At 53.6% G+C, this 24,581-nt stretch carries 18 protein-coding genes and 1 riboswitch; of the genes, 2 read left to right on the top strand and 16 right to left on the bottom strand.

Translation table 11 applies throughout. The annotated features are described in order from the left end of the window. Positions 1-133: 133 nt before the first annotated feature. From PCH05_RS06360 to ftsE, 5 genes are all read right to left on the bottom strand, one after another. The gene (locus PCH05_RS06360) at positions 134-1,444 is read right to left on the bottom strand and encodes a PDZ domain-containing protein (RefSeq protein WP_127601513.1); all 1,311 of its coding nucleotides are present in this window, start codon (positions 1,442-1,444) and stop codon (positions 134-136) included. A 93-nt stretch (positions 1,445-1,537) separates the two neighbouring features. Further along, a complete protein-coding gene (locus tag PCH05_RS06355; protein ID WP_127601540.1) occupies positions 1,538-2,959 on the bottom strand; it encodes a S41 family peptidase in 1,422 nt (473 codons plus the stop codon). 133 nt (positions 2,960-3,092) lie between these two features. Then, entirely contained in the window at positions 3,093-4,370 is a 1,278-nt protein-coding gene (locus PCH05_RS06350) for a murein hydrolase activator EnvC family protein (protein ID WP_127601512.1), read from the bottom strand. Between the two features lie 76 nt (positions 4,371-4,446). Next, complete coding sequence (ftsX, locus tag PCH05_RS06345; protein ID WP_127601511.1) at positions 4,447-5,361, bottom strand: permease-like cell division protein FtsX; 915 nt, start codon at positions 5,359-5,361, stop codon at positions 4,447-4,449. After that, positions 5,351-6,037 carry a cell division ATP-binding protein FtsE gene (gene ftsE, locus PCH05_RS06340; protein WP_127601510.1) on the bottom strand — a complete coding sequence of 229 codons (687 nt, stop codon included), beginning with the start codon at positions 6,035-6,037 and terminating at the stop codon, positions 5,351-5,353. Before ftsE ends, ftsX begins: the two co-directional genes overlap by 11 nt. A gap of 209 nt (positions 6,038-6,246) precedes the next feature. Here ftsE and PCH05_RS06335 point away from each other — a divergent pair, with 209 nt between their 5' ends. After that, positions 6,247-7,680: a VanW family protein gene (locus PCH05_RS06335; RefSeq protein ID WP_127601509.1), complete on the top strand. Its 1,434-nt coding sequence runs from the start codon at positions 6,247-6,249 to the stop codon at positions 7,678-7,680. Between the two features lie 126 nt (positions 7,681-7,806). On the opposite strand, the gene PCH05_RS06330 is transcribed toward PCH05_RS06335, so the two are convergent. The 11 genes from PCH05_RS06330 to PCH05_RS06285 all read right to left on the bottom strand — a co-directional run bounded on the left by PCH05_RS06330 (position 7,807) and on the right by PCH05_RS06285 (position 23,316). Beyond that, a complete protein-coding gene (locus PCH05_RS06330; protein ID WP_127601508.1) occupies positions 7,807-9,081 on the bottom strand; it encodes a methyl-accepting chemotaxis protein in 1,275 nt (424 codons plus the stop codon). A 71-nt stretch (positions 9,082-9,152) separates the two neighbouring features. Further along, complete coding sequence (locus PCH05_RS06325) at positions 9,153-9,497, bottom strand: hypothetical protein (protein WP_127601507.1); 345 nt, start codon at positions 9,495-9,497, stop codon at positions 9,153-9,155. Between the two features lie 107 nt (positions 9,498-9,604). Next, complete coding sequence (locus PCH05_RS06320; RefSeq protein WP_246049382.1) at positions 9,605-16,456, bottom strand: non-ribosomal peptide synthetase; 6,852 nt, start codon at positions 16,454-16,456, stop codon at positions 9,605-9,607. A 99-nt stretch (positions 16,457-16,555) separates the two neighbouring features. Further along, a riboswitch (cyclic di-GMP riboswitch) is annotated at positions 16,556-16,646 on the bottom strand. Positions 16,647-16,833: 187 nt separating this feature from the next. Continuing rightward, a complete protein-coding gene (locus PCH05_RS06315; protein WP_127601506.1) occupies positions 16,834-17,556 on the bottom strand; it encodes a 4'-phosphopantetheinyl transferase family protein in 723 nt (240 codons plus the stop codon). 31 nt (positions 17,557-17,587) lie between these two features. Next, positions 17,588-17,743 carry a hypothetical protein gene (locus PCH05_RS27200; RefSeq protein WP_164766561.1) on the bottom strand — a complete coding sequence of 52 codons (156 nt, stop codon included), beginning with the start codon at positions 17,741-17,743 and terminating at the stop codon, positions 17,588-17,590. Between the two features lie 99 nt (positions 17,744-17,842). Then, a complete protein-coding gene (locus tag PCH05_RS06310; RefSeq protein ID WP_127601505.1) occupies positions 17,843-19,369 on the bottom strand; it encodes an MDR family MFS transporter in 1,527 nt (508 codons plus the stop codon). A 21-nt stretch (positions 19,370-19,390) separates the two neighbouring features. Further along, complete coding sequence (locus tag PCH05_RS06305) at positions 19,391-20,137, bottom strand: hypothetical protein (RefSeq protein ID WP_127601504.1); 747 nt, start codon at positions 20,135-20,137, stop codon at positions 19,391-19,393. Between the two features lie 34 nt (positions 20,138-20,171). Next, the gene (locus PCH05_RS06300; RefSeq protein ID WP_127601503.1) at positions 20,172-20,891 is read right to left on the bottom strand and encodes a bactofilin family protein; all 720 of its coding nucleotides are present in this window, start codon (positions 20,889-20,891) and stop codon (positions 20,172-20,174) included. Between the two features lie 5 nt (positions 20,892-20,896). After that, positions 20,897-21,535, bottom strand: a complete 639-nt coding sequence (locus PCH05_RS06295) for a YhbD family protein (RefSeq protein WP_127601502.1) — start codon at positions 21,533-21,535, stop codon at positions 20,897-20,899. Positions 21,536-21,807: 272 nt separating this feature from the next. Continuing rightward, the gene (locus PCH05_RS06290; RefSeq protein ID WP_127601501.1) at positions 21,808-22,701 is read right to left on the bottom strand and encodes an rRNA adenine N-6-methyltransferase family protein; all 894 of its coding nucleotides are present in this window, start codon (positions 22,699-22,701) and stop codon (positions 21,808-21,810) included. Positions 22,702-22,830: 129 nt separating this feature from the next. Continuing rightward, the gene (locus PCH05_RS06285; protein ID WP_127601500.1) at positions 22,831-23,316 is read right to left on the bottom strand and encodes an RrF2 family transcriptional regulator; all 486 of its coding nucleotides are present in this window, start codon (positions 23,314-23,316) and stop codon (positions 22,831-22,833) included. Positions 23,317-23,554: 238 nt separating this feature from the next. Here PCH05_RS06285 and PCH05_RS06280 point away from each other — a divergent pair, with 238 nt between their 5' ends. Beyond that, positions 23,555-24,547, top strand: coding sequence for a ketoacyl-ACP synthase III (locus PCH05_RS06280; RefSeq protein WP_127601538.1), 993 nt, complete (start codon positions 23,555-23,557; stop codon positions 24,545-24,547). Positions 24,548-24,581: the final 34 nt, after the last annotated feature.

Below are 24,581 nucleotides of genomic sequence, written 5' to 3'. Positions count from 1 at the left end.
TTTATAAATTCTATAATCTTAAAAAAGGCGAGGAGCTCCAGGCTCCTCGCCTTTTATTTATGGAACGTTTCCCCCGGCGAGCGAAAAAACCAAAAAAGCTTGAATCCCGCAGGATCCAAGCTTTACGTATGATCTACATTTCTGCCGCATCGGAATCATGCGGTTTGCCAAGCTGCGCTCCCGTTTTGTTGCGCGACTGCACCTTCATGGCGATCAGCTGAAAAATGCTGACAGGCTTCATGACCAGCACGACGCCCGCATCCGGATCCGGAGCTAGTATGGCCCCGAGCTGATGATGCTCGCCGGCATAGATTGCCCGCTGCAGGAATTTGCTCTCTCCCTGCAGATTGCGGACCTCCAGTTTGCAGAAGGCCGGATTTTTCCGCAAGGCCGCATGCATCTGCTCCTTGGTACGGATCGAAATGCCGTTGATCTTCACGATCGATTCCCCTGCGCGGATACCCAAGCTCTCGGCCGGACTGCCGGGAATGACGGCCAGTACCTTCATTCCAAGCTCCGGATGCACGAACATCGGGCTGTTCTGCTGCTCTTCCAGACGGCTGTACCACAGCAGGCCTTCATGGGCCAGGAAACTGACCAGCGCCGCGACGATCATAAGCGGCTTCCACCAGGACGCAAGCAGACTCAAAGCAAGCAGTACAACGCTATATACGAGCAGCCGCTTAAATGTTTTGTTGGCCTTGACCTGCGGCAGCATGCTTTGGGTCATTTCGCTAAAACCGATGACGACCGGCAGGGCTACCATGCTGAATCCGCCGCTCCAGCCGTCTCCTCCAAGAAGCGGTGTCCACGGCAGCTGCGCTCCGGAAGTATAGGCCGGAATGAGCAGGAACAGCGGTATCGGCCAAAACGCCTGCATTTGATACCCCCCGACCAGCTTCCCGCGCTTGCTTTCCATGAAGACCGGATTGGCGAAGCCGGCACCCTGCAGCTTCACGAGCAGCGCCTCCGCCAGATGCAAAACGGCGACAAGGGCCAGCAGCGCCGGAATGTCCAGTTCACGGACGGTAGCTGCCGCCGTTCCGATCCATCCCTCCGGCGTCCAGCCCGGAAAGAATCCAAGCACGAACTGGATGACACCCAGTATACCGATCGAATAGGCGAAGCATAAATAGCGTACCCGTAAAAGCAGTAATAGGATGGCGACGATCCAAATGCACCATACGGCCTGCGCGGAAAGCGAAATGCCTAGAAAGGCAATGGCGATGGAAACGCTGATCCCGGCCAGCAGTCCTCCGATAAAGGTGCGCCAGGTTTGCAATCCCCAGCTATGCAGGCGGACATGAAACAGCTTCCGTTCCAGCAGCACCTGCCTGCGGTATACCAGCATCATAAACAAGATTGAAATATAGTAAAACGGCTGCAGCAGCAGCTGTACAAGAGCATCCGCCCAGTTCCCCAGCAATTCCAAAGCGACTTCCAAGTCATGTCACTCTCCTTCCCAGATCGAACGTTTAGACATGCAGCAATTCACAACGGATTGAAGTCAAGAAAAAAGAAGGCTCAAGGAGCCTTCTTAATGATTCGCCGCGGATGCCGCGATTTCCTTCTGAACCTCGGCGATCCCCGCTTTCAGCTGGTTATCGTTTTTCGGATCGCGTATATGCTTGATCAGCGCCGTCTCCAGAGCTTCCGCCGTCTTCGCGTCAACATTGCCGCTTTCGCTCAGCTTCTGTGCTTTCTGGAACGATTTCACCGCCGTTACGGTCTTCTGGTCGAAGAAGCCGTCTTTGCGTCCCGGTTTGTAGCCGAGGGCATCCAGCATCGTTTGTGCGCTCTTGATATCCGTATTGTTCATGTTGTATTTCAAGGTTGTGTCTTTATTGATCGGGGCGACCGAATAATAATCCGGCTGAGCCACTGCTATATCCGGCTTGATGCCTTTTTTGTGAATCCAGCTTCCGTTTGGCGTCAGCCATTTGGCAATCGTAATCTTCAGCAGGCTTCCGTCTCCGAACTGCTTGTTGAAGCTCGTTTGCACGGTGCCCTTACCGAACGAATTCTCGCCCAGCAGCTTCGCTCCCGCCGATTGCTGGAGTGCCCCGGCCAGAATTTCCGAAGCGCTGGCGCTGCCTTTATTCATGAGCAGAGCCACCGGATAGGACTTTCCGCTGCCTTTGGACAAGGTTTGCTCGCGTTTCTGATTTTTATCCTCCACTTGAACAATCACTTTGCCTTTCGGCACGAACTGTTCGGCGATATCAATCACGACCGACAGCACGCCGCCCGGATCGTTCCGCACATCGATCACGAGGCCTTCCATGCCCTCTTTTTCGAGTTTGGACAGCTCTTGTTTGAAGCGCTCACCCGTATTCTGGGAGAATTGGGTAATCTCAATGACCCCGACTTTACCGGGCTCCATATGTGCTTTCACCGTTTCCAAATCCACATCCGCGCGGACAATGGTGTATTCGATCGGAGCCGCCGAACCGCTGCGCTTGATGGTCAATTTCGCTTCGCTGCCTTTGGGGCCGCGGATTTTGGCTACCGCATCATTCAGCTCCAGTCCGTGCAGCGACTCGCCGTTCACGGTCAAAATGACATCCTTAGCCCGGATCCCTGCCTTTTCAGCCGGGGAGCCTTTGATCGGGGATACCACGACAACGTTGCCGTCCTCGGAGGATACTTCGGCGCCGATGCCGCTGAAAGAGCCCTCGATCGTTTCCTCGAACTCTTCGGCCGTTTTCTTGCCCATATAGGAGGAATAAGGATCATCCAGGGACTGCATCATCCCGTTGATCGCTCCATCCACCAATTTGCTGCGGTCCACATCCTGATAGTAATTCGACTGGATGAGATCCAGAGCTGTACCGATTTTTTTCGCTTCGTCCTGCTTCAGGCCGCTCGATACGCTCGCAAGCAAGCCTTCACCCGTCGTTGCCTGGGTAGCAAAGCTCGAACCCGTCAATGCCAGCGTCAGCACGCTTCCGCCAAGCATTGCCAGAAGCACCAACAACACGACCGTACGTTTTTTCAAGTGTGATCACCGCCTTTTATTCTCCGGTCAAGCCTATCAGTACCAGTTCCAACCACTCTAGTATATGTCCAGCTTGTACGGAATATTTATACGCCTACAAATATGGCATTGGATCCACGGCGGTACCGTTCTGACGCACCTCGAAATGCAGATGGGGACCTGTAACCTGTCCTGTCGCTCCGGATTCCGCGATCACCTGGCCGCGGCTGACATGATCGCCAACCTTCACCTTGATCCCGCCGTTGCGGATATGGCCATATAACGTCCACATACCGCCTCCATGATCGATAATAACACAGTTGCCGTACCCGCTCCACCATTCAGCAAGCGTTACCGTTCCATCATCTGCCGCGTGGATAGGCGTTCCTTGGGGAACCGCCAAATCGACGCCTGTATGCATTTTGCCGACCTCACCCGTTACCGGATGAACTCTTCGTCCGAAACCTGAGGATATGCGGGCTCCGCTGACCGGCATGTACAGCGGGCCGCCGTTGCCGCTAAAGCCGCCGGAGCTGGCAACGGAGGTTTTCCCGCTTTTCTTCGCGGCCGCTGCTTTCTTCGCCGCAGCCGCTTTGGCCGCAGCCGCGCGTTTAGCCGCTTCTTCCGCCTTCAGCTTGTTTTTCTCCTGCTGCAGGGCGGAACGTTTGCTTACCAGGCTTACGAGCATCGCATTCTGCTCTTCGCTGATATCATCGGAATCCTCGATCTGCTGATCGTACTTGGCGATAAGGATTTCCTTCTGCTTCTCGTTCTCATCCAGGATTGCCCTTTGGTTCTCCATTTCAGCGTAAAGATCCTTCGCCTTGGCATACTGTCCTTCGAGTTCTTTCTTCTTATCCAGCACGAGTGCCTTATCCTTCTTATGCTGCTCCAACAGATCTTTATCCTGATCGACAAAGTTCTTGAGCGAGTCTGCCCGCTCCAGGAAATCCGAGAAGCTCGTCGAGGACATAAGCACTTCGAGATAAGAAACGCTGCCGTCGGTATACATCAATCTGACGCGGGATTCCAGCAGCTTCTCCCGGGACTGGATCCGATCCTCCGCAGCATCCAGCGCGGTCGCCGTCTCCTGGAGCTTGTCCTGCGTTTCGTCAATTTGAACCGTGATCCCGGCCATCTTGTTGCTGACCTGATCGATCTGGTCAAGCACATATTGCAAATTTTGCGTTGTTTTGTTTTTGTAATGCTGCGCTTCCTGCTTTTGCGAATCCGCCTTTTCCTTTTGCGCTTTGGCGGCCTGCGCCTGCTTCTGCAGGAGATTCAGCTCATGCTCGATCTGATCGACCGTTCTTTTCTTGGCATAGCCCTCGGAGGGCTGGATTACAGCAGCCGCCAGCAATACGACGGCCAGTACAGTCGCTATCTTTTTCAACTTGCGCTCCCCATCCTTTTCCAAATAATTTTCCGTATGGAGTCATCCCGACATAGCAACAAATTGCGTGATTGATCTATACCTTCAAAAATTTGCGAATAGAGAGGGTCGTTCCCCACATTCCGATGAGCACGCCGAGAACCAACAGGAGTCCGCCCCACTGCCACAGCTCGTTTACCGGCAGCAGCGACATTTGCAGCGAAATATCCGATCCGACGGAAGCCGCCAGGCGATCGTAGCCTACAAACAGTATCGCGACCGTAATCAGGGAGCCGATCAGGCCGATCAGCGTGCCCTCCACGAAAAACGGCCAGCGGATAAAGGTGTTGGTTGCCCCCACCAGCTTCATGATGCCGATTTCCCTGCGCCGCGCGAGAATGGTTACCCGGATCGTATTCGAGATCAGGAACATCGACATGAGGGCAAGGCCCGCAACGAAAATGAACCCGATATTCCGTACCGCACGCGTCACCTTAAACAAGGTCTCAATCGTGCCCTTCCCGTACTTCACCTTCATGATCGGCTGCTCATCGGCATGGCTGGTGTTGAGCGCCTCGATTTTCTTCGCTACGAAAGGAACAGTCGTAGGTTCATACACTTCGATCTTGAACGCGTCCGGCAGCGGATTATTGTCCTTGTCGAAGCCATCAAGCAAGTCCTTGCCCTCTTCGCCCATGCTTTTGCGGAAGTCCTCAAGTCCCTGCTCCTTGGAAATAAAATCGATTTTGCTGACCTCAGGCATGGCGGCGATTTCTTTCTGCACCGTCTCACGGAGCTTCTGGTCCACGTTCAGGTTGAGGTATGCCCGAATCTGCACCTGCTTGTCCGCTTTGTCGGCCAAGGCATTGACATTCAGTACAAGCAGAATAAATACGCCCAAAATGAATAGAGATACGATAATGGATACAATGGATGCCACGGACATCCAGCCGTTGCGGAATACGTTCTTCGCTCCTTCCCGCAAATGCCGCAAGAAGGTGTTAAAAGTCATATCCGTACTCTCCTCTCAGCTGGTCGCGAACAATGTTGCCCTGTTCGATGGCGATAACGCGTTTGCGCATCGTATTGACAATGTCCTTGTTGTGGGTGGCCATGACAATGGTCGTTCCGCGGAAATTGATTTCATCGAGCAGCTGCATGATCCCCCACGAGGTTTCGGGGTCCAGGTTGCCTGTAGGCTCGTCCGCAATAATAACGGAGGGGTTGTTGACGATGGCGCGTGCAATGGCGATGCGCTGCTGCTCTCCCCCGGAGAGCTGAGCCGGCTGACGGTTAGCTTTGGCCTTGAGGCCAACCAGATCCAGCACTTCCATCACGCGTTTTTTCATTTGCCGTTTCGGGGCTTCAATGACTTCCATGGCAAAAGCGACGTTTTCATAGGCAGTCAGCCTGGGCAGAAGTCGGAAATCCTGAAAAATAACGCCGATATTGCGTCTGACGTAAGGAATTTTGCGCTGCTTCAGCTTGCCTATATTAAACCCGTTTACGGAGATCTGGCCCTTCGTCGGGACTTCTTCCCTGTAAATGAGCTTCATGAATGTCGATTTACCTGCGCCGGACGGGCCGACGACATATACAAATTCATTACGGTCAATTTTGACGGATACCCCTTGAAGCGCATGGGTTCCATTCGGATAGGTCTTCCACACATCCTGCATTTCAATCACTTCATTATCACTTCCTAATTACATAATTAGCCATTATGATTTCGACACGTTCCAGCTAATTCCTTTAAAAAACTTTAGAAATCATCACGATGTTTTTTATTGTAACAAATTTGTTACCTTTTGAGTACCTGAAATTTTCCCAATTCTTTTACATATATATGAAAAATAGACTCAACTCCGTTTAATAAGAAGCGAAAAAGGTGGGAGCCATGAAAAAAGTTCATTTAACGCTGATCATTATCGCCAGTTTCGTGCTGATCGGTTCCGTTACCGCCGGGTGGATTCATCTCTATATCAGCGATACCACAATCCCCAAGCATGTGAGCGTAGGCGGCTGGGATGTGGGCGGGAACAAGAAAGATGAAGTGCTGCGGGAGCTGGATGCCAAGCTGCATGAGCTGGAGCAGCGGCCTCTGACTCTTTCCGTGGAAGGCCGCGCAATGCCGGATGTGACGATCCCCCTTAAGGGTGCCGGCATCACGTTTGATGCTGACGCTTTTCGCAGCGCGGTATCCGCCCTCTATGAAGGCAGCTGGAGCGAGCGCATAAAGGCTCGCCGCCAGATTTCCAAGGAATGGAGCATCACGCCGCACTGGAACACCTCCCTGATCAAGCAGCGCTTCGGGCCTGCCTGGGAAGAAAAGCAGTTCGGCAAGCCCGCGAATGCCACCCGCCGCATCACCGATAACGACAAGATTGTATACACGCCGGAAATATCCGTGCTTCGGATTGACTGGGAGACGTTCATTCAATCCATGACCGCACAGATTCCCAAGAACTTTCCCGATCCGCAGAATTCCGCAAAGCCTGTCACTGTAAAGCTTCCTTTATATACATTGAATCCGGAGATAACCGTGAGCAGCCTGAAGACCGAAGGCGTCGAACGCAAAATCATCGAATTCAGCACCAGTCTTGGCACTAGCGCTGCCGGGCGTGCTTACAATGTAAGCTCGGCAGCCCAAGCCATGGACGGCATGGTGCTGAAGCCAGGGGATTTGTTCGATTACGCCAAGGTTATCGCCAAAGCCGAGGAAAAGTACGGATTCCGTGAAGCACCGGTCATCTTGAACGGCAAGCTGGTTCCTGGCATCGGAGGCGGCATCTGCCAGGTGTCGAGCACCGTATATAACGCTGCGCTCCGTACCGGGCTTCAAATCGTTGAGCGGCGGAATCATTCGCTGCCGGTCAGCTATTTGCCGAAGGGCCAGGATGCGACCTTTGCGGAAGGCTCCATCAATTTCCGGTTTAAAAATACGACAGGCAAAACACTCATCATCCGGGCGCAGGTGGAAGACAATACGCTGACCGTCAAGTTTTTCGGCACGTTTCCGAAGAACGTCGAATATTCCGTTGAATCCCGCACCGTCGAAACGCTGGCCGTAACCGATAAGTTCGTGCAGAACAAAGACGTTCCGGTCGGCGCTCAGGAAGTGCTGCAGGAGGGTAAACCGGGCTATATCGTTGAGACCTACCAGGTTAAAAAGGTCAACGGGGAAGTGGTTGAACGCAAACGGATTTCCCGCGATACCTATCGCCCCCAGAACCGCCTCATCGCGGTTCATTCCGGAGAATCGGATGGCGGCGATTCCTCAAGCCAGAGGGATCCGGTCGTCGAGGACGGCGTCAGCGGACCGAATTTCTGACGCTGCAGCGGACATATTCGGCCGGATGCTTCTTTTCGCCCCATAAATAAGAAAGCGAAACAGGCGGCCCTGCGCCCGCTCAAATCGGTGCAAAGTCGCCTGTCCCTTGGATTACGCGGTTGCTTGTTAATTGGCCAGAGGAGCCGCTTCCTCAGACTCATGCAGAATTTCGCGATACTGGTTCAAAATCACTCCGAGCTCGTCCGAAAGCCCGTTTAGCGTTTCGGTCGCGCTGGAAATCTGCTGCATGATCGCATGATGCTCTTCCACAGCTTGCGTTACATTGTTCATTTCCGAAGTTGTCTTGACGGCGATTTGCTCCGTCTTTTGCATGGCCACGACCAACTGTTCCGCGCCTGCGGCGATTTCCTCAACCGAAGAGGACACCTCCTGCATTTGACCCGCCACTTCGCCGATGGACAGCTTGATGAACTCAAAGGAATCCCCGGCTTCGTTTACGACTCTAAGCCCTTCATCCACCTGACCGGCTACTTCCTTGGTTGAGCTGACCGCCTGCACCGTTTCTTTCAGAATATCCGATACGACCTGCGTGACCTGCTTGGCCGATTGCGAGGACTGTTCGGCAAGACTGCGCACTTCGCTGGCGATGACCGAGAAGCCTCGTCCCTCGTCGCCGAAACGAGCCGCCTCGATCGCCGCATTCAAGGCAAGGAGATGGGTCTGTTCGGCAATTTCCCGGATAATGGATACGAACGAAACGACTTTACGCGAGCTTTCATCCAACCGGCTCATAATATGAACCAGGGAGTGAACCGTTGTATTCGCCTCTTCCATTCGCTCAATCGCCTGCAGAATGGATTCCTGCCCCTTTGTTGCCTTGTCGGATGATTCATTCGCTGCCTCGGCAGCCTCATCCGCGCTCCCGGAAATATGCCGGATCGCTCCGACAACGTCGCTGACCGTGCTGGAACTGATCCGGATCATTTCCGTCTGCTCATTGGAATCCGCGGTCACGCCGAGAGTCGCCTCCTTGATCATATCGGAGACGTAAAAGCCCATTTCCGCGCTTCCTTTGACTTCCTCGATCGTACTCGCGATTTTCGAAATATGGGAGCTCACTTGCTCCGACAACTCTTGGTTATGCTGCATGTCTTGCGGAGCGCTCATTTGGCCGCTATGTTCGTTATACACGTGCAACGCATTCAGCGCAGCCTCATTGCTGGCGCCCTGGTTGGACCGGGCTGAGCGCAGCAGCCACATCGCAATGCCATAGCCTGCAGGAACGGTCAGCACCAAGCTGATGATCAATCCCGCGTATACGGGAAGCCCGAGTAAAAAACAAACGATATTGATGACCAGGACCGCCCCCGAGAACAATCCCGCACCCTGCAAGCCCATTTTCTTATACGATTTATGTAAGCTCAGATGCTTGTCTTTCATGGTGTTTCTCCACTCCACCTATCTGACTGCACCCGGTGTCTGAAGACACCGGGTGCAGTGAATTTTATAGATTAGTTCTTCAAGAATGCTTCTGCATCTTCCAGTTTCTCAAAGGAATCAACCACGTCGCCGAACATGCGCTTCATTTGCAGCTTGGATACAGCCGAGCCGGTATAGTAAGCCCACTTCGTCAGACCGTGATCCACGGAAAGCTGACCGAGGTGGCTCAACTTTTCAGCAACGTCCATCGTGAACAGCTTGCCTTCGCTAAGGTCGGTCATGCCGATGAATCCAGGCTTCACGCTCTCAAGCGATTTGGTGAAATCGGCGATGTAGCTGTCTACGTTGTCTTTGGTGATTTCGAACACTTTAACAGTAAGACGGTTTTGTGCAGCATCGTAATTAATTTGGTACATGTAATTACCCCCATCTGTAAGTAGAAAATATTGGTTTAATGAAAGAATAAGCAATAATGATAGATTTGTAAAGAAGTATTTACCGAATTATGTAGAATTATGTCGAATTACATAAATCCTTCTTCTTCACAATGCTTGAACATGCTATAAATCATCTGCGGCTGCAGTTCTGTCCATTCAAAATCAAATTTCGACAAAATCTGAGTCGTCTTATCACTGCTTACTCTGAAATACGTAGTGAAAATAGTTTCTTCCATCCAGCCGTAATGCAGCATCACCTGCTCGATGACATGCTTGTAATCCTCATCATCGTAATGTTCATGAAGATAATCGATGAATGCATCGAAGGACAGCAACGACACAGGCATGCTCAGCGGATTCTGCTGAACCACCGCGCCTACGCTGACGGCATGCGGATTGGAAATATGGAACACTTCATTGCGAAGCGCCCGGCAATCGGCAAGCAGCAGAATGGCTTGGCTGGACTGGTCGACATAAGTGAAGTCGATGTCGTTGTTCTCTCCCGGCACGGTTCCCAATTCGAGGAAAGACTTCAGCGTCGTATAGAACGCGTTATCCGCGATATTTTCCTGGAAGCGGCCTGTTTGCGAATGGAACACGATATTGCCGAGGCGGTAGATATTCGCCACGATTCCCCGTTCGCGCGCAGCCATGACGAGACGTTCCGCCTCAAACTTGGTTTTGGCGTAATAGTTCTCGAACTGCTGTCCCAGATCCAGATCATATTCGGTGAAGCAGACATGCTTTCTGCCTTCAATGACGCCGGTAGCCACGCCAAGCGTCGAAATATGATGCATATGCTTAGGCTTGCCTTCGGCGGCAAAGTCGAGCAGGTTCTGCGTTGCCTTCACGTTTTGCAGCTCGAAATCGGCATAGCTGCCGTAATGCTTCACATTGGCCGCCGCGTGGAATACCGCATCCACACGCTGCACAAGCTCATGATAGCGCTCATCTTCGAGGCCCAGATTATCTTTTGTAATGTCTCCGGCGTGGACATGTATACGGCTTTGGGCCGTTTCAAACCAGTCGTCGCCAAAATAATAAGCGCATTTCCGGCGCAGGCGCTCTTTTGCTTCCGAATCCGATCCGGCGCGAACGATCGCGTGCACGTTCCAGTTTTTGGAAGTAACCGCCTCATAGAGCAAGTGAGCGCCCAAATAGCCCGTTGCCCCGGTCAGCAGCACATCCTGGTAACCGTTCAATGCCGCAGTATCCATAGAGTCATAGCTCAGATTACGTTCGCTATAATCCGCTTCATCCGCAGAGAAATCGATATTCCGGAGGCCGGCATACAGCTGCTTGACCTGCTCCAGACGGGTATGCAAATGATTGGATTTCGGCTTGATCTTCCCGGCCAGCGCCGCAACCGTTTGAAATTCAAATATATCGTTCATCCCGATTTCGAACTGCTTCTGCAGCCTCGCCACCACGACGGTCGCCTTCAGCGAGTGACCGCCAAGCTCAAAGAAATTATCGTGAATACCGATCCGTTCGACTTGAAGCACCGCCTGCCACACATCGGCTACCGCTTGCTCCAGCTCCGTTCTCGGACCGACGTAATCCTTGCTCCGTCCTTGGCTTGCATCCGGCTCCGGAAGGGCTTTACGGTCGATTTTGCCGTTCGGCGTCAGCGGCATTTCGGGCAGCTGCATGAAATACGACGGGATCATGTAATCGGGCAGCTGCTTGCCGATATGCTCACGCAGATCGCTGTTCGTTAGGCCGGATGCGCCTGTGAAATAAGCGCACAGGTAATGCCCGCCTTTGCCGTCTTCCTTGGCCACGACGATGGCCTCCGATACGGCCGGATGATTCAACAGGCTGTTCTCCACCTCGCCCAGCTCTATGCGGAATCCGCGGATTTTGACCTGATGATCCAGCCGCCCGAGAAACTCGATCGTTCCTTCTTTCGTCCATCTTGCCAGATCGCCCGTCTTATACATGCGCTCGCCCGGGGTAAACGGACTCGCTACGTAACGCTCGTTCGTCATCTCGATGTTGTTATAATATCCGCGGCCGACGTTATCTCCGGCGATGTACAGTTCTCCGGCAATCCCTACCGGCTGCGGCTGCAAATGATCGTTCACGATATAGATCTGCGTGTTGGCGATCGGTTTGCCGATCGGCGGCAGCTCCGGAATGAATCCGGCCGGATCGATCGTATGCGTCGTCACTACATGCGTCTCCGACGGCCCGTAATGGTTGTGGAGATATACGCCGCGGCGCATCAGATGCTCGCGGAATTTATCAGGCACAATCAGCTGCTCCCCGGCCGTAATGACATGCTTGACCGAGGACGGGAAGCGGTCGGCATATTCCTTTTCGTTCAGGATGAACTTCAGGAAGGACACCGGCATAAACAAAATTTCGATGCCGCTCTTCTCGATATGGGACAACAGCTCGCCGACGTTCATGCGCAAATCATTGGTAATCATGTGCAGCGTGCCACCCGCCGCTAATGTCGACCATATTTCCTGCGAGCAGACGTCAAAGCTGATCGTCGTGAATTGAAGCACGTTCCGGCTGTAATCCACGTTCGTCGCCGTATATTCAAAGTGCAGCAGGTTCACGATATTCCGGTGCTCGATCATGACGCCCTTCGGTTTGCCGGTGGTGCCGGAGGTGTAGATCACATACAGCAGATCGGACGGGCTATTTACAGGCTGCAGGTTATCCGTAGAGGCGCTGTATGCTTCTTCGCTGTCAATCAAGAGCGTTTCGCCCGCGAAGGCCACCTGCCCCGCCAGATGTCCTTGAGTCAGCAGCAGCGTCGTATGGCTGTTCTCCAGCATGTAGATGACCCGATCCTGCGGGTATTCGGGATCTATCGGCACATAAGCGCCGCCCGCCTTCAAAATAGCCAGCAGGCCGATGATCATCTCAAACGAGCGGTCCGCCATCAATCCGACCACCTGATCCGGTTTGACGCCTTTTGCCCGCAGCGTGTAGGCCAGGCGATTCGCCCGCTCGTTCAGCTCGCGATACGAAAGCGAGAGATCGCCAAATACGAGAGCGGCCTTGTCCGGCGTCCGCAGCACCTGCTCCTCGAACAGGCCGTGAACCGTCATGTGATCACGGTAAGCCGAGGCGGTATCATTCAGTGCGCGGACAACGAAATCCTCCTCTTCCGCGCTCAGCATGCCAAGCTCGCACAGCGTTCTGTCCGGATGCGATATCGCATCCGCAAGCATCCGCACATAGCGGCTGCCGAACGCTTCGATCGTCTGCCGTTCAAACAGGTCCGTGCAGTACTGCAGATCAATGCGGATGCCGTCCTTCTCTTCCGTGACGTCCACCATCAAATCGTATTTCGAGATCGGATGGAAATACGGATGAAGCGATACGTCCGCGCCTTCAAGCTGAAGCTCCAACGTACCGGTATTTTGCATAACGAACAGCGTATCGAACAGAAGATTACGGCTTGGATCCCGCGGAATGTTCAGGGAGCGGACCAGCTCCTCCAATTCAAAATCCTGATGCTCGAAGGTGTCCAGCAGTGCGTCCTTGACTTCGCTCAGCAGCTTGGCAAACGGCTTGCGCTTCTCCGGATAACAGCGTACCGGCATCGTATTCACGAACATGCCGATCACAGGCTGCAATTCCTCGCGCAGTCTTCCCGCCAGCGGAACGCCTGTAATGACGTCCTCCTGATTGGTATATCGGGACAGCAGTGCATGGTATCCCGCGAACAGCACCATAAACGGCGTCGTCCCCGTCGCCGCAGCGAAGGCTTTCAAACGGCCTGCCTCCTCCGCGTCTAAACGCAGGGATAACGTTTCCCCCTGGAAGCTCTGTTTCGCCGGACGGTCGAAGTCGGCCGGAAGCTGCAGAATCGGCAGCTCGCCTGCCAAGGTCTTCTCCCAATAAGCCTGGAGCTCCTCGCCGCTGCGGCCTGGAGCCGTATCCGCCTGCCAAACGGCAAAGTCGGCAAAACCGATCGCAGGCTCAGGCAGCTCCTCGCCGCGATACAGCCTCGACAGCTCGTTGAAAAAGACGTTGGCAGAAACGCCGTCCACGGCGATATGGTGGAAGTCCACGAGCAGCACGGAGCTGCCGGCAGATCCGCATGCAATGAGCCAAGCCCGAACCAATGGAGCCTGCGTCAGATCGAAAGGCTGAATGAGCGAGCAGATCAAATCCCGCAGACCTGCCTCTGTTGATTCCGCCTCGTTGAGTCTAAATAGCGGCTGCTCATGAATCCGCTGCACGATTTCTTCATTCTCCCAGTGGAAGGAAGTGCGCAGCGCATCATGCCTCGCGATCATCGCGCAGAAGGCCTGCTCAAGGCGAAGCCGATCGACCGATTCTTCAATCCGGAAGGCAAACGGCGCATTGTATGCCGTGCCGACCTGATCCATCTGCTCGATGAAGTACAGTCTCCGCTGAGCTGAGGCCACCGGATAGGTATCACGCGCCGGCACCTTCACGACGGGGCCTGCCGGCTCCCGTTTAGGCTTGGCATCGCCAGCGTCTCCATCCTTCTGATTCCCGTCTGAAGCAGCTTGTTCAAGCCACTTCGCCTGCTCGCGCACCGTCGGATGCCCGAACAGCACGGCAACCGGAACCGATATGCCAAGGCGCCGTTCCAGCTTCGTCTGAAGCATGACGACCTTCAGCGAATCTCCGCCGGCCATGAAAAACGATTCGCATGCGCTGATGCGGCTTTGTCCGAGCACTTCGCCCCATAATGCGGCGACTGTCTCTTCCCATTCCCCTGCAGGAGCCTCGTAAGCTGCCTCGTCGAAGGAAGCCTCCGGTACAGGCAGCGCTCTCCGGTCAACTTTGCCGTTCGCCGTCAGCGGAAGCTCCGGCAGCTGTACCAGCTTGGCCGGCACCATGTAATCCGGCAGGTGTTCGGACAAAAACGCGCTCATGTCCGCATATGCCAATTCGCCGTCAGCCACGACATAAGCGCACAGGTATTTCGCGCCGGCCGCATCGTCAAGATCGATGACGATGACCTCCGAAACTTGAGGATGCTGCAGGAGCCGGTGTTCGATCTCCCCGGTCTCGATCCGGAAGCCCCGGATCTTCACCTGGTGGTCGATCCGCCCCAGAAACTCGATAGCCCCGTCTTCCGTCCACCGGGCCAAATCGCCCGTCCGGTACATGCGTCCCCCGGCGGCCAGGTCGCTGATGATAAATTTCTCACGCGTCAGCTCCGGCTGGTTCAAGTACCCGCGCGCCAGTCCGTCGCCAGCAATGCACAGTTCGCCGGCGATGCCGACCGGCTGCTGATGGCCATGCATGTCTGTAATGTATATTTTGGAGTTATCGATCGGATATCCGATCGGGATATTCTCGGTAAGCTCCGTCACGCGGTAGGCCGTCGTGACGACCGTATTCTCCGTCGGACCGTAACAATTGTACAGCTCATAACTCGGCTTGCTGAAGGATTTCAGCTTGTCTCCTCCTGCCAGCAGAACCCGCAGGGAAGGATGATCCAGCGTCATGAAGTGCTCACAGAACTGCGTCGGCAGGAAGCTGATCGTGATGGCGTTTCTCGTAAAGTAAGCATGCAGCTCAGCCGCGTCAAGCCGGATCGCCTCCGGGATCACATAAATAGCGGCACCGGCCACGAGATACGGGAATATCTCCCACACGGAAGCATCAAAGCCAAAGCCCGCGTATTTGGTCGCGCGGTCGCGCTCTGTCACTTTGAATTCCCGGTTATGCCATGCGCACAGGTTCACAAGCGAACGGTGCTCAATCATGACGCCTTTCGGACGCCCGGTCGAACCGGAAGTATAGATAATGTAGGCCAGGTCATCCGCCTTTGCCTCTCCGGGCAATGCGGTCTGAGGCGCTTCTCCTCCAGCTTCCTCCGCAGCCAGCGCCTGGGCGGCGCAGACTGTTTCCCCGTTAAAACGGATTTGCCCGTCCAGCTTCACCTTGGGCTCCGTAACGAGCAGTTCCGTTCCGCTGTCTTCCAGCATGTAGAGCACGCGGTCCGCCGGGTAAGCCGGATCGATCGGCAAATAGGCCGCTCCCGTCTTCAAAATCGCCAGAACGCCGATCATCATTTCCAGCGAAGGCGATGCCATAATGCCGACGATGCGACCCGGCCCGGCTCCTTTGCGGGCCAGCACGCGGGCGAGCTTGTCCGCCTGTTCATTCAGTTCGCGATAGGTCAGCGACTGCTCCTGGTAGACTACAGCCGTATGGTCGGGGGTTTGCCGGACCTGGTCCTCAAACAAACCATGAATCGTCCGGTTCAGGTCGACCGGCTTTTCCGTACGGTTCCAGGAAGCCAGCAGCTCCTCTTCTTCCTTCGACAGCAAGCCGATTTCGGATATCATCGTCCCCGGCACCGTCAGGCAGTCCGCGATAATATTTTGCAGATGCACGCACATCCGGCGGATCGAATCCTCCGTAAAGCGTCCTCCCGCATACCGTATTTCAAGCCCGCCTGCAGCGTTGCCATGAAACGAAACCACGATGTCGAACTTGTCCTGTAATTCGGAATCGCACAGCGCGGATTCATTCAGAATTGCGGTGTTGAAGACGGGCAGTTCACCTTGCAGATCACATTGAGCGGAAAGGGTATCCAGGCTTACGGCCCGCAGCCGGTTCTCATCCATGGCGGATGCGGCTTGCTGCAGCACCTGCTGAAGCAGGGCATCAGGTTGGGCCGACATCCGGAGCGGATAGGCAGCATCCAGCGTTTCCACGACCCCGAAAGCGACTTCCTCTCGTCGTAAATATTTCATCAGCAGCATGCCCCAAGCTGTGCCGAGCAAGGCAGCCGGAGCAACCCGCTCCGCTTGCTGGGACCGCTGAAGCATATGTTCAAATTCCTGTGGCCAGCTATAAACGAATGTTTGCAGCGGAATGGTTGGCGATACGGAATGAATGCGAAGAATGGTTCGATCTTCCAACTGTTCCAAATATGGCTTCCAGTCCCGTAAATCGGATTTATCCGTTGTTAAAAGCGACATTGTCATCGTTCCTTTGCGTAATCTTAGTTGCAAACAAGGCGTGAAAAGCAAAAAACCCTACCTGCCGAAAGTAGAGTTTGTTCCGTAACGAAAACATCATCCGGCAGCTGGCTGGCATTCGCGACAAAATCGCTTGGAGCCCCTCTAGCTTTGTGTCCCTCTCTTTCGATGAGGTTTACCTTTTATGCTTTTCATGGTGCATTAGTTCTGGACAGGCAGCAAGCGCTGACATACTTATCCATATTCTTTACTAATATATACCAAGATTGCATCCAAGTACAGGTAATAATATACCATGAACTGTCAATAAAAGTGACTATATCCCTAAATATGAGATACATAAACGGGTAAAAGGACTATGAACATTGCGTGAACATTTAGTACTTACTTACTGTTAATTCCAAGAATCGGCTCATAATCTCATCTATAGTATAATATTGGAATTCATTCACGCGATCAGCAACCGGTTTGCACACCGCCAGTTTGTATTCCGCATCGAAGGAAAGCATCGAAAGCTGGAATTCGCGATCGGCCAATCCTTGACAGGATATGTAAATCACGTTTCCTCTTTCTTCCGTCTCCACATCAGTTAAAGGGATCGTCAGCCCCCGCCCGATGGCTTTTACGTAGCTTTCCTTGAGCGTCCACCGTTCATAAAAGCTTTCGTCCCGCATGCGATCCGGGAGTCTCCGCCATTCCTCGTATTCCTTATGCGAAAAGCACATGTGAGCCACCTCGGGTTCTGCCTTTCCGATTCTTTCAACATCAACGCCGATAGGGCCCTCCGTGCTGACTGCACAGACGACCCAATCCCCGGCATGCGATACATTAAAGTGAAAATCCGGATAGCCCTTCAGGGAAGGTTTGCCATACTCCCCTCTGATCCATTCCGTTTGATCAAGTGAAATACCGTTCCGCTCGCAGGCGACAACCCGCTTCAGCACAGCCGAAACCGTCTCGCGCCTTGCATCCTGCTCCGCCCTGTATTTCGCGGCTTTCCTCCGCACGTCATCCGGCAGCAGCTCCAGCACCTGCCTGAATGCCGCCGAATCATATCCACGTTCCAAATATACGGCATAAATCGCTGCGATGTCGTTCACCCTCTTGGTCTATGAAGTAGAAGGCCAGGTTTTAAGGGATCAGCTTCAGCCGCCGCGCCTGTTCTTCGGTTAAAATGTATTCCTCGCTGGGCCATACGTCATCCTCATCGTCTACGCCGAACATCTTCATCACTTCGGACCAGATTCCTTTTTCCACCGCTTCTTCCTGCGTAATGATGACCTTCATGAATATCAGCCTCCCTGCATGCTTTTTATTCAGCATTACCCTAATTTATATCGGCTGATTCGGCCTCGCAGTTTAAATTTTATCGATCCTGAGCCCTGTTCAATGGGACTGGCCCTTCGTTCGTGCCGAGGGTCCTTGGGAGAACTGCATGCGTCCCGCCCCCATCATCGACACCGACAAGAGGGCGAAGAAAACCGGAATCAGCGCCCACAGAAAGGCATGATCCACCGAGAGCGACAAGGCCGAGCTGATCTTCTCCATGACCTGCGGCGGAATGAGGGCCCGGGTCTCCGGAGACAGCAGATGCTGCGGGTCGGCATTGGCAGGAATGGCTTGCCCGGCGCCGCCCAGCTTATCGGACAGTTGGCCTTTAAAATCATTGCGCTGTATGATGCCGAAAATCGTAATCCCCACCGTCATGCCGAGCGAGCGCAGGAAGGAAACCGTCGAGTTGGCCGACCCTCTCTGCCGCAGCTCCATGCCTTGAATCGCCGACATGCTGAGCACGGAGAACGAAAATCCGATGCCGAATCCGGTAACGATCATATACAGGGACAACACGAGCTTCGACGTCTCCGGCGTAATCGTCGCCAGCAGGAACATTCCGAGCAAAAAGACCGTCGCGGAGAAGATCATGATCCGGCGAAATGTCATTTTGGAGGACAGCATGCCGCCTACCTGTGAAGCTACAACCGAACTCAGCGTAAGCGGAAGGAGGATGAGTCCGGAGTTAGTCGCACTTCCGCCCATAACCCCTTGCACGAATATCGGAATGTACACCGCAGCCGTAATGAATGCGGCACCGTAAAACAAAGCAGCGGCGCTGCTTGCAGCAAACAGTCTTTTGCGGAACATATCATACGATATAATCGGCTCCGCCGCTTTTCGCTCAATCAAGAGGAACGCAACGAACAGCACAGCGAAAGCCGCGAACAAGCCGAGAATGTTCCAGGAATTCCATGCGTATTTATTGCCGCCCAGCTCCAGCGCGAACATCAGGCTGACCACGGCGCCCACCAGTGTCGTCGCGCCCCAGATGTCGATTTTTTGCTTAGAATGCTCATGCGATTCCTTATAAAAGAAGACGACCAGCGCGAACGCGATCAGTCCGAGCGGCACGTTAATGTAGAAGATCCAGCGCCAGTGCCAGTAATCGGTAATATAAGCACCCATCAGCGGACCAAACAGGTTGGCTACGCCGAATACCGCTCCGAACATCCCTGACATCTTACCCCGAAGCTCCGGCGGAAAAATGTCAAAAATGATCGTGAAGGTAATCGGGATCAGCGCGCCGCCCCCGATGCCCTGAATTGCCCGGTAGATACTGAGCTCTGTGATGCTGTGGGCCGTGCCGCAGAGCATGGAGCCTACCAGAAATAGCACGATGCCGAGCACAAAAAACTTTTTCCGTCCGTACATGTCGGACAGCTTGCCGAAAATCGGCATCCCCGCCATTTCAGCAACCATATAGGCAGAAGTGACCCACACGAACTGGTCAAGTCCCCCCAAATCCCCGATGATGGTCCCCATTGCCGTGGCCACGATCGTGTTATCGATCGCCGCAATGAGGATGCCGAGCAAAAGCCCGGCGACAATGAAGCCAAGCCTGTTCTTCTTCACAGCCATTTCGATGCTATCCCCCTATCCTCACGGCCCGATTTTCGCAGATTGCGAAACCGAAGCGCCGCTATCCTGTTTGAATTCGTCTTTATATTCCACAAAGCCGATCCGGCAGCCCGGGCCGATCGTCACATTTCGGCCGCGGACCACGGCCGCTTTGGTATTTTCAAGTACTACGATGTCGCCCTCAATGCTCTCTGCCGTCAAGGAGCCTTCCGATCCCGGCATGAACTTGCCCAGCAGCGGCGGCAGTCCCATGCTCTTTTTCACGGTGATTTGGCCGCCCACCAGCTCGCGCAGACGGCTCGGGCCGTACAGCTTGATATCCACCCGCTCGGCATTAAGCATGCCGTTAACCTCGACCGTTCCCTTCACCTGCAGCTCTTCCATTTGACAGTCCGCGTTCACGCGCATCTCGCCCATAATCTTGACCTTTTCAGCCGACATCCGTCCGCCTACGCCTAGTTCTCCGCTGACATTCACCACCCCGACGGCAAACTCGCTGGCGACTCTCATTTCACCATGCACCTTGACCGTGCCGCCTTTCATGGCATCCGTCACCTTCATCGCTCCGTTGCAGGATGCGCTGCCGGCATATAGCGATCCTTTCACCTCGGCATTCCCGAGGCATTTGAACGTTTCGCAGTCCGTATTCCCGTGAATGACGGCGTCGCCCATGATTTTGACCTGGTTGAACGCACCGCCGTTCGAGCTGCCGCTGCCCGTAATTTTCATGTCGCCGCGGCTTCCCCCGGCATTCCCGTTTGTCACCATATGCTTCAAACCTCCTTAATAGACATGAATGAAATTATATTTGATGTGCGGTTCCAATGACCGCATCGCCGTCCCGCTTCAGCCGGTTTTTGTATTCCACGCGTCCGATTTTGCACCCGGGACCGATTCGCACGTCATTGCCGCGGACGATTTCCGCTTCGGTGTATTCGAGGTCCACCTCGTCGCCTTCAATGGTATGGGCCTGCAGTTTGGCGGAAAGCGAAGGGACGAACTGCTCCAGAACGCTGAACTTCTTCAGCCGCCGGATCATAATGCTTTCCCCGCCGATTTCCTGCACCCTGCACGGCATGTTCATCTTGACGTCAATCAGTCCTGCATTCAGAAGTCCGTCGACGCTGAAGCCCCCATGGACGGAAAACACTTCGCACTGCACATCATCCCTCGTTTTCAGGCTGCCAAATACCTCAACCTTCTCCCCGTCCAGTCTACTGCCGATCGATAAGCGCCCGTTCACCGTCAGCAGATCTTGGCAGACCGCATGCGCCTTAACCGTAACCATGCCATCCAAAACCACCTTGTTCGCGCTTAACCCACCTTCAACCGTGGCCGTGCCGTTCACGGAAACCGTATCGCTTTGCAGCGCGCCTTCAACGGTCAATGTGCCGTTGCTGTCGAGCGTGACGCATTCCGTATCCCCGTTGATTTTGGTCATGCCGTCCAGCCTGATATGCGAATAGCTTCCGCCTTGCGCTTTGCCGATGCCCGAGATATTCAGGTCCGATCTATTGTCCATACGCTTTAAGCCTCCGTTTCGTTTAACTTCAGTTTTAACTCCTCAATGGACGCAGCCAGCGGCATCCGGAATACCCTTTTTACATCCTTGTCAAAATAAATCCGTTCGGCCGACTCCGCCAGAAACAGCAGCGGTACGCCCAGCTTGCGAATTAGGACGAGCTCACCGGCTTTGTTCTCCAAAGCTCCGTAATGATCCCGCATGACCGCTATCAGCATCTTACCTTCTTCACGGGTCATCTCCCCGCTTTGGAGCAGCTTCTGCAGCACATACACCGTCAGCATGTCGTTAAAGGACAAGGCCTCCCGGCTTCCGCATTCTTCCTCGTACAGCTCCACTGCAAATTTTGTAACAATGTTACGTTCTATGAGATGTTTTGCCGAAAGCGACTCGATGGGCGAGCTCGGTGAAAACACGTCCGCCAGCTCATCCAGCGACAGGCCATCCTTCATATTCTTGATGCGCTCAATGCGCTGCAATATTTTATGTTTCGGAAAAAAGGTTTCCTGGCCGGTAAAGGATGACTTGCGGACAAACCATTCCTCGGGAATCAGGTTTTTGCGCTTCCAGCGGTACAGCTGCCCATAGGAGATGCCTGTTAGCTCTAGCAGTTCCTTTTTCGAAATCAGATCGTCTTCGTTCATGACATCGCCTCCTCACAAAATAATGTAACATAACATTGTTACGTTGTAAATAAGTGTAAGTTCATTTTTTTATTTTTTAAGCATGGTTCCTTGACCACTCTAGATTACGTTCAGCAAAAAGAGCTCTGCCGCCCGATATTCAGGCAAGGACAGAGCTCTTATTAACGAAGACGATCCGAAGTACTATAATGCGATGAAGGCAGTGGGATACGCGGAAAAGCAGCTATCTGGTTTCCGACAAACACCCTGACGTTCCTTGGCTGGACCTTCCGTTACAGGTCTTCTCTGGTGTACATGTTCTGATCCTGCAGTCGGATCAACACCTTGCCATAACGGCCGCCCTGATGAACGGTCACCTTGCCGGATGGATAGGTCCGCTCCAAATAATCTGCGATCGTTTGACGGCTCCGATCATCTGCAAGACCGTGACTGTGAAGCACCTGCATCATTTCCTGCAGCGCCGCTTCCCGGGTTAGTTCCACCGTTTTCGTCTCCCGTGTGATCAGTGACTCGTAGGAGTAGCCTTTGAGGTACAGCAAATGGAGCAGATACCCCATTTCCATCGCTTGCTTCTGGAAAGGCTTGTCGGTGATCAGCGGCCAAATTTCATTCACCAGGCTGTGCTCCGCGGAACCCGCAGGCAAGCTGATATAGCAAAACTGGCGCGCGCATTGGAGAATTTTCTCCACGCTTCCCCAATCCCGAATGACCGGGCACATCGAGACGAAGACGAGGTCGAAGGCTTGACTCCACCCGCTGGCCTGCACATCCACATCTTCAAACAGCCCGGGTACAATTTTCACCCTGTCTTCGGGGAATGGTGCGATGTTCCCTTTCAGCAGCTCGACCAAAGGAAGTGAGGATTCCAACGCCGTTACACGAGCTCCGCGCTCCGCAAACGGCACCGTGAATACGCCGGAGGCGGCGCCGATATCCAGCACCGAGGCATGGTCGAATCGAACCCCTTGGCCTTCAAGCCAGTTCATGATTCGTTTGGTCCGTTTTCTCCCCTCTTCACGAAACGATTGCTCGTCGAAAGACTTCGCTTTCTGATCAAACGAATGGGCCAATGAGAAACCAGCCCTTTTCATCTTGTTCATGATAGTGTCACCATGATCTTTCCACGCCTTTTCCCATACGGCTTCATTAAAAAAATCGTTCATCATCCTACCTGCCTTTTCCTTGATTTTTATGGAGAACCTTCCTGGAGGGCACATCCTTAACGTATACCGATGTCTTTTAGAATTTGTCTTACATAGACCTGTAATATCCATAATTGAAACACAAGAAGTACATCACTTCTTGTTTGCCTCCTGATGTCTGCGCTTGAAAGCCTCATCCAGGACGGACTGGATCGTGTGCTCCCGCAAATATTGATAGAGATGCTGCTGCGCGCCTTCCATCACCTGCTCAACCAAGCATTCGCCTTGTCCTGGACGCTTGCGATCCGGTTGTGCCGCTCCTTCTTCAGCTAACAGCTGATGCTGCTGTGATTTCGAATTCGAGCATTCGAACATCTGCTGTCTTCCTTCAATCACTTGAATCACATCCAGAAAAGTAATCTGTTCCGCCGGCCGCGCAAGCTCGTATCCGCCGTTCACCCCCGGTACCGCACGGACGATTCCATCCTGTCGCAGCTTGGACATGATTTTGGATAAATAGCTTTCTGAAACGCCGAGCGTCGCAGACAATTCCTTGATTCCGACGTTGTGGTGACGATCCGGATGCCCCAAATGGAGTAAGGCGTGCAGGGCATAATCCGTACTTTTGGAGAATTGCATCGGTTCCTCTCCTTTCTCGATATTTTATTATAGATATGTGATGTCCATAATAAACGATTCTGCTCTATTTTTCAATAATATAACGTTATCGATACACCATAATCACGTTTTAGGGTTGCAAGTGTTTCGAATTTGCATATAATTAGTACCGAGTACTAATACTTGATATTAATTTTACTGAAGCCATTTAAAATTTGATTTTCATCGCCCATGAGGAGGAGAGTTAACCATGCATACCCTGTCATCCCGAGCAAGGATTACGGCCATTGGAACGTACGTGCCGGATCGTATATTAACAAACGAGGACCTTGAGAAGCTGGTGGATACCAACGATGAGTGGATTGTACAGCGCACGGGCATGAGAGAGCGCCGCATCAGCGGCGAGACAGAGTTTACGTCCGACCTCTGCATTCATGCGGTTGAGAATCTCATGCAAACTTACGGTAAACAGGTACAGGATGTCGATCTGATCATCGTAGCGACGACGACCGCAGACTACGCTTTTCCCAGCGTGGCCTGCCAAATCCAGGAGCATTTCGATATCCCAAGCACCGGCGCATTTGACTTGAACGCGACCTGTGCCGGATTTGCTTACAGCCTGCATGTGGCGAATGGGCTGATCAGTGCCGGGCTGCATCGCAAAGTGCTGGTGGTCGGCGGAGAAACGCTGTCCAAGGTGACGGATTATACGGATCGGTCGACCTGCATTCTGTTCGGGGACGGCGCCGGAGCAGTGCTTGTGGAAGCCGACGAGGCCGAACCCGGCTTTATCGCAGCCATCCAGGGGACGGACGGCAGCGGTGGCGCGCACCTCTATCGTTCAGGACTATCGAGCACCATGAAGGGGCTTCCGCTAGAAGGCGAAGGCAGCATGGTGCAAAACGGCCGGGAAGTATATAAATGGGCCGTACGGACCGTCACGTCCGGAATCGAGGAGCTGCTGTCGCGTGCCCGGATGACAACGGCGGACATCGACTGGTTCGTGCCCCACAGCGTCAACCTAAGGATGATCGAGTCAATTTGCGAGAAAACCGGATTCGCTCTGGACAACACGCTGTACAGCGTGGAATATATGGGAAATACCTCCGCGGCATCCATTCCGCTCTCCCTTGGACTCGGCGTACGCGAAGGCCGTTTAAAACAAGGCGATACGCTGCTTCTATATGGATTCGGCGGCGGTTTGACGCACACGGGTCTTGTTATAAAATGGGGCGTGCCGGATTTAAACTAAGCTGCTGCAGCGAAAAAAGCCGACTCTGGGGTAT

Source organism: Paenibacillus chibensis, from assembly GCF_004001045.1.
Classification (GTDB): Bacteria; Bacillota; Bacilli; order Paenibacillales; family Paenibacillaceae; genus Paenibacillus_AQ; species Paenibacillus_AQ chibensis.
This window is presented reverse-complemented; position numbering and strand designations above follow the sequence as displayed.

Coding starts and splice junctions, on each gene's coding strand:
- PCH05_RS06325 (WP_127601507.1), bottom strand. CDS start 9,497: ATGTACCAAATTAATTACGATGCTGCACAAAACCGTCTTACTGTTAAA.
- PCH05_RS06305 (WP_127601504.1), bottom strand. CDS start 20,137: ATGGTGACAAACGGGAATGCCGGGGGAAGCCGCGGCGACATGAAAATT.
- ftsX (WP_127601511.1), bottom strand. CDS start 5,361: ATGACTTTTAACACCTTCTTGCGGCATTTGCGGGAAGGAGCGAAGAAC.
- PCH05_RS06355 (WP_127601540.1), bottom strand. CDS start 2,959: ATGCTTGGCGGAAGCGTGCTGACGCTGGCATTGACGGGTTCGAGCTTT.
- PCH05_RS06300 (WP_127601503.1), bottom strand. CDS start 20,891: ATGGACAATAGATCGGACCTGAATATCTCGGGCATCGGCAAAGCGCAA.
- PCH05_RS06335 (WP_127601509.1), top strand. CDS start 6,247: ATGAAAAAAGTTCATTTAACGCTGATCATTATCGCCAGTTTCGTGCTG.
- PCH05_RS06330 (WP_127601508.1), bottom strand. CDS start 9,081: ATGAAAGACAAGCATCTGAGCTTACATAAATCGTATAAGAAAATGGGC.
- PCH05_RS06290 (WP_127601501.1), bottom strand. CDS start 22,701: ATGATGAACGATTTTTTTAATGAAGCCGTATGGGAAAAGGCGTGGAAA.
- PCH05_RS06285 (WP_127601500.1), bottom strand. CDS start 23,316: ATGCAATTCTCCAAAAGTACGGATTATGCCCTGCACGCCTTACTCCAT.
- PCH05_RS27200 (WP_164766561.1), bottom strand. CDS start 17,743: ATGAAGGTCATCATTACGCAGGAAGAAGCGGTGGAAAAAGGAATCTGG.
- PCH05_RS06295 (WP_127601502.1), bottom strand. CDS start 21,535: ATGAACGAAGACGATCTGATTTCGAAAAAGGAACTGCTAGAGCTAACA.
- PCH05_RS06310 (WP_127601505.1), bottom strand. CDS start 19,369: ATGGCTGTGAAGAAGAACAGGCTTGGCTTCATTGTCGCCGGGCTTTTG.
- PCH05_RS06320 (WP_246049382.1), bottom strand. CDS start 16,456: ATGTCGCTTTTAACAACGGATAAATCCGATTTACGGGACTGGAAGCCA.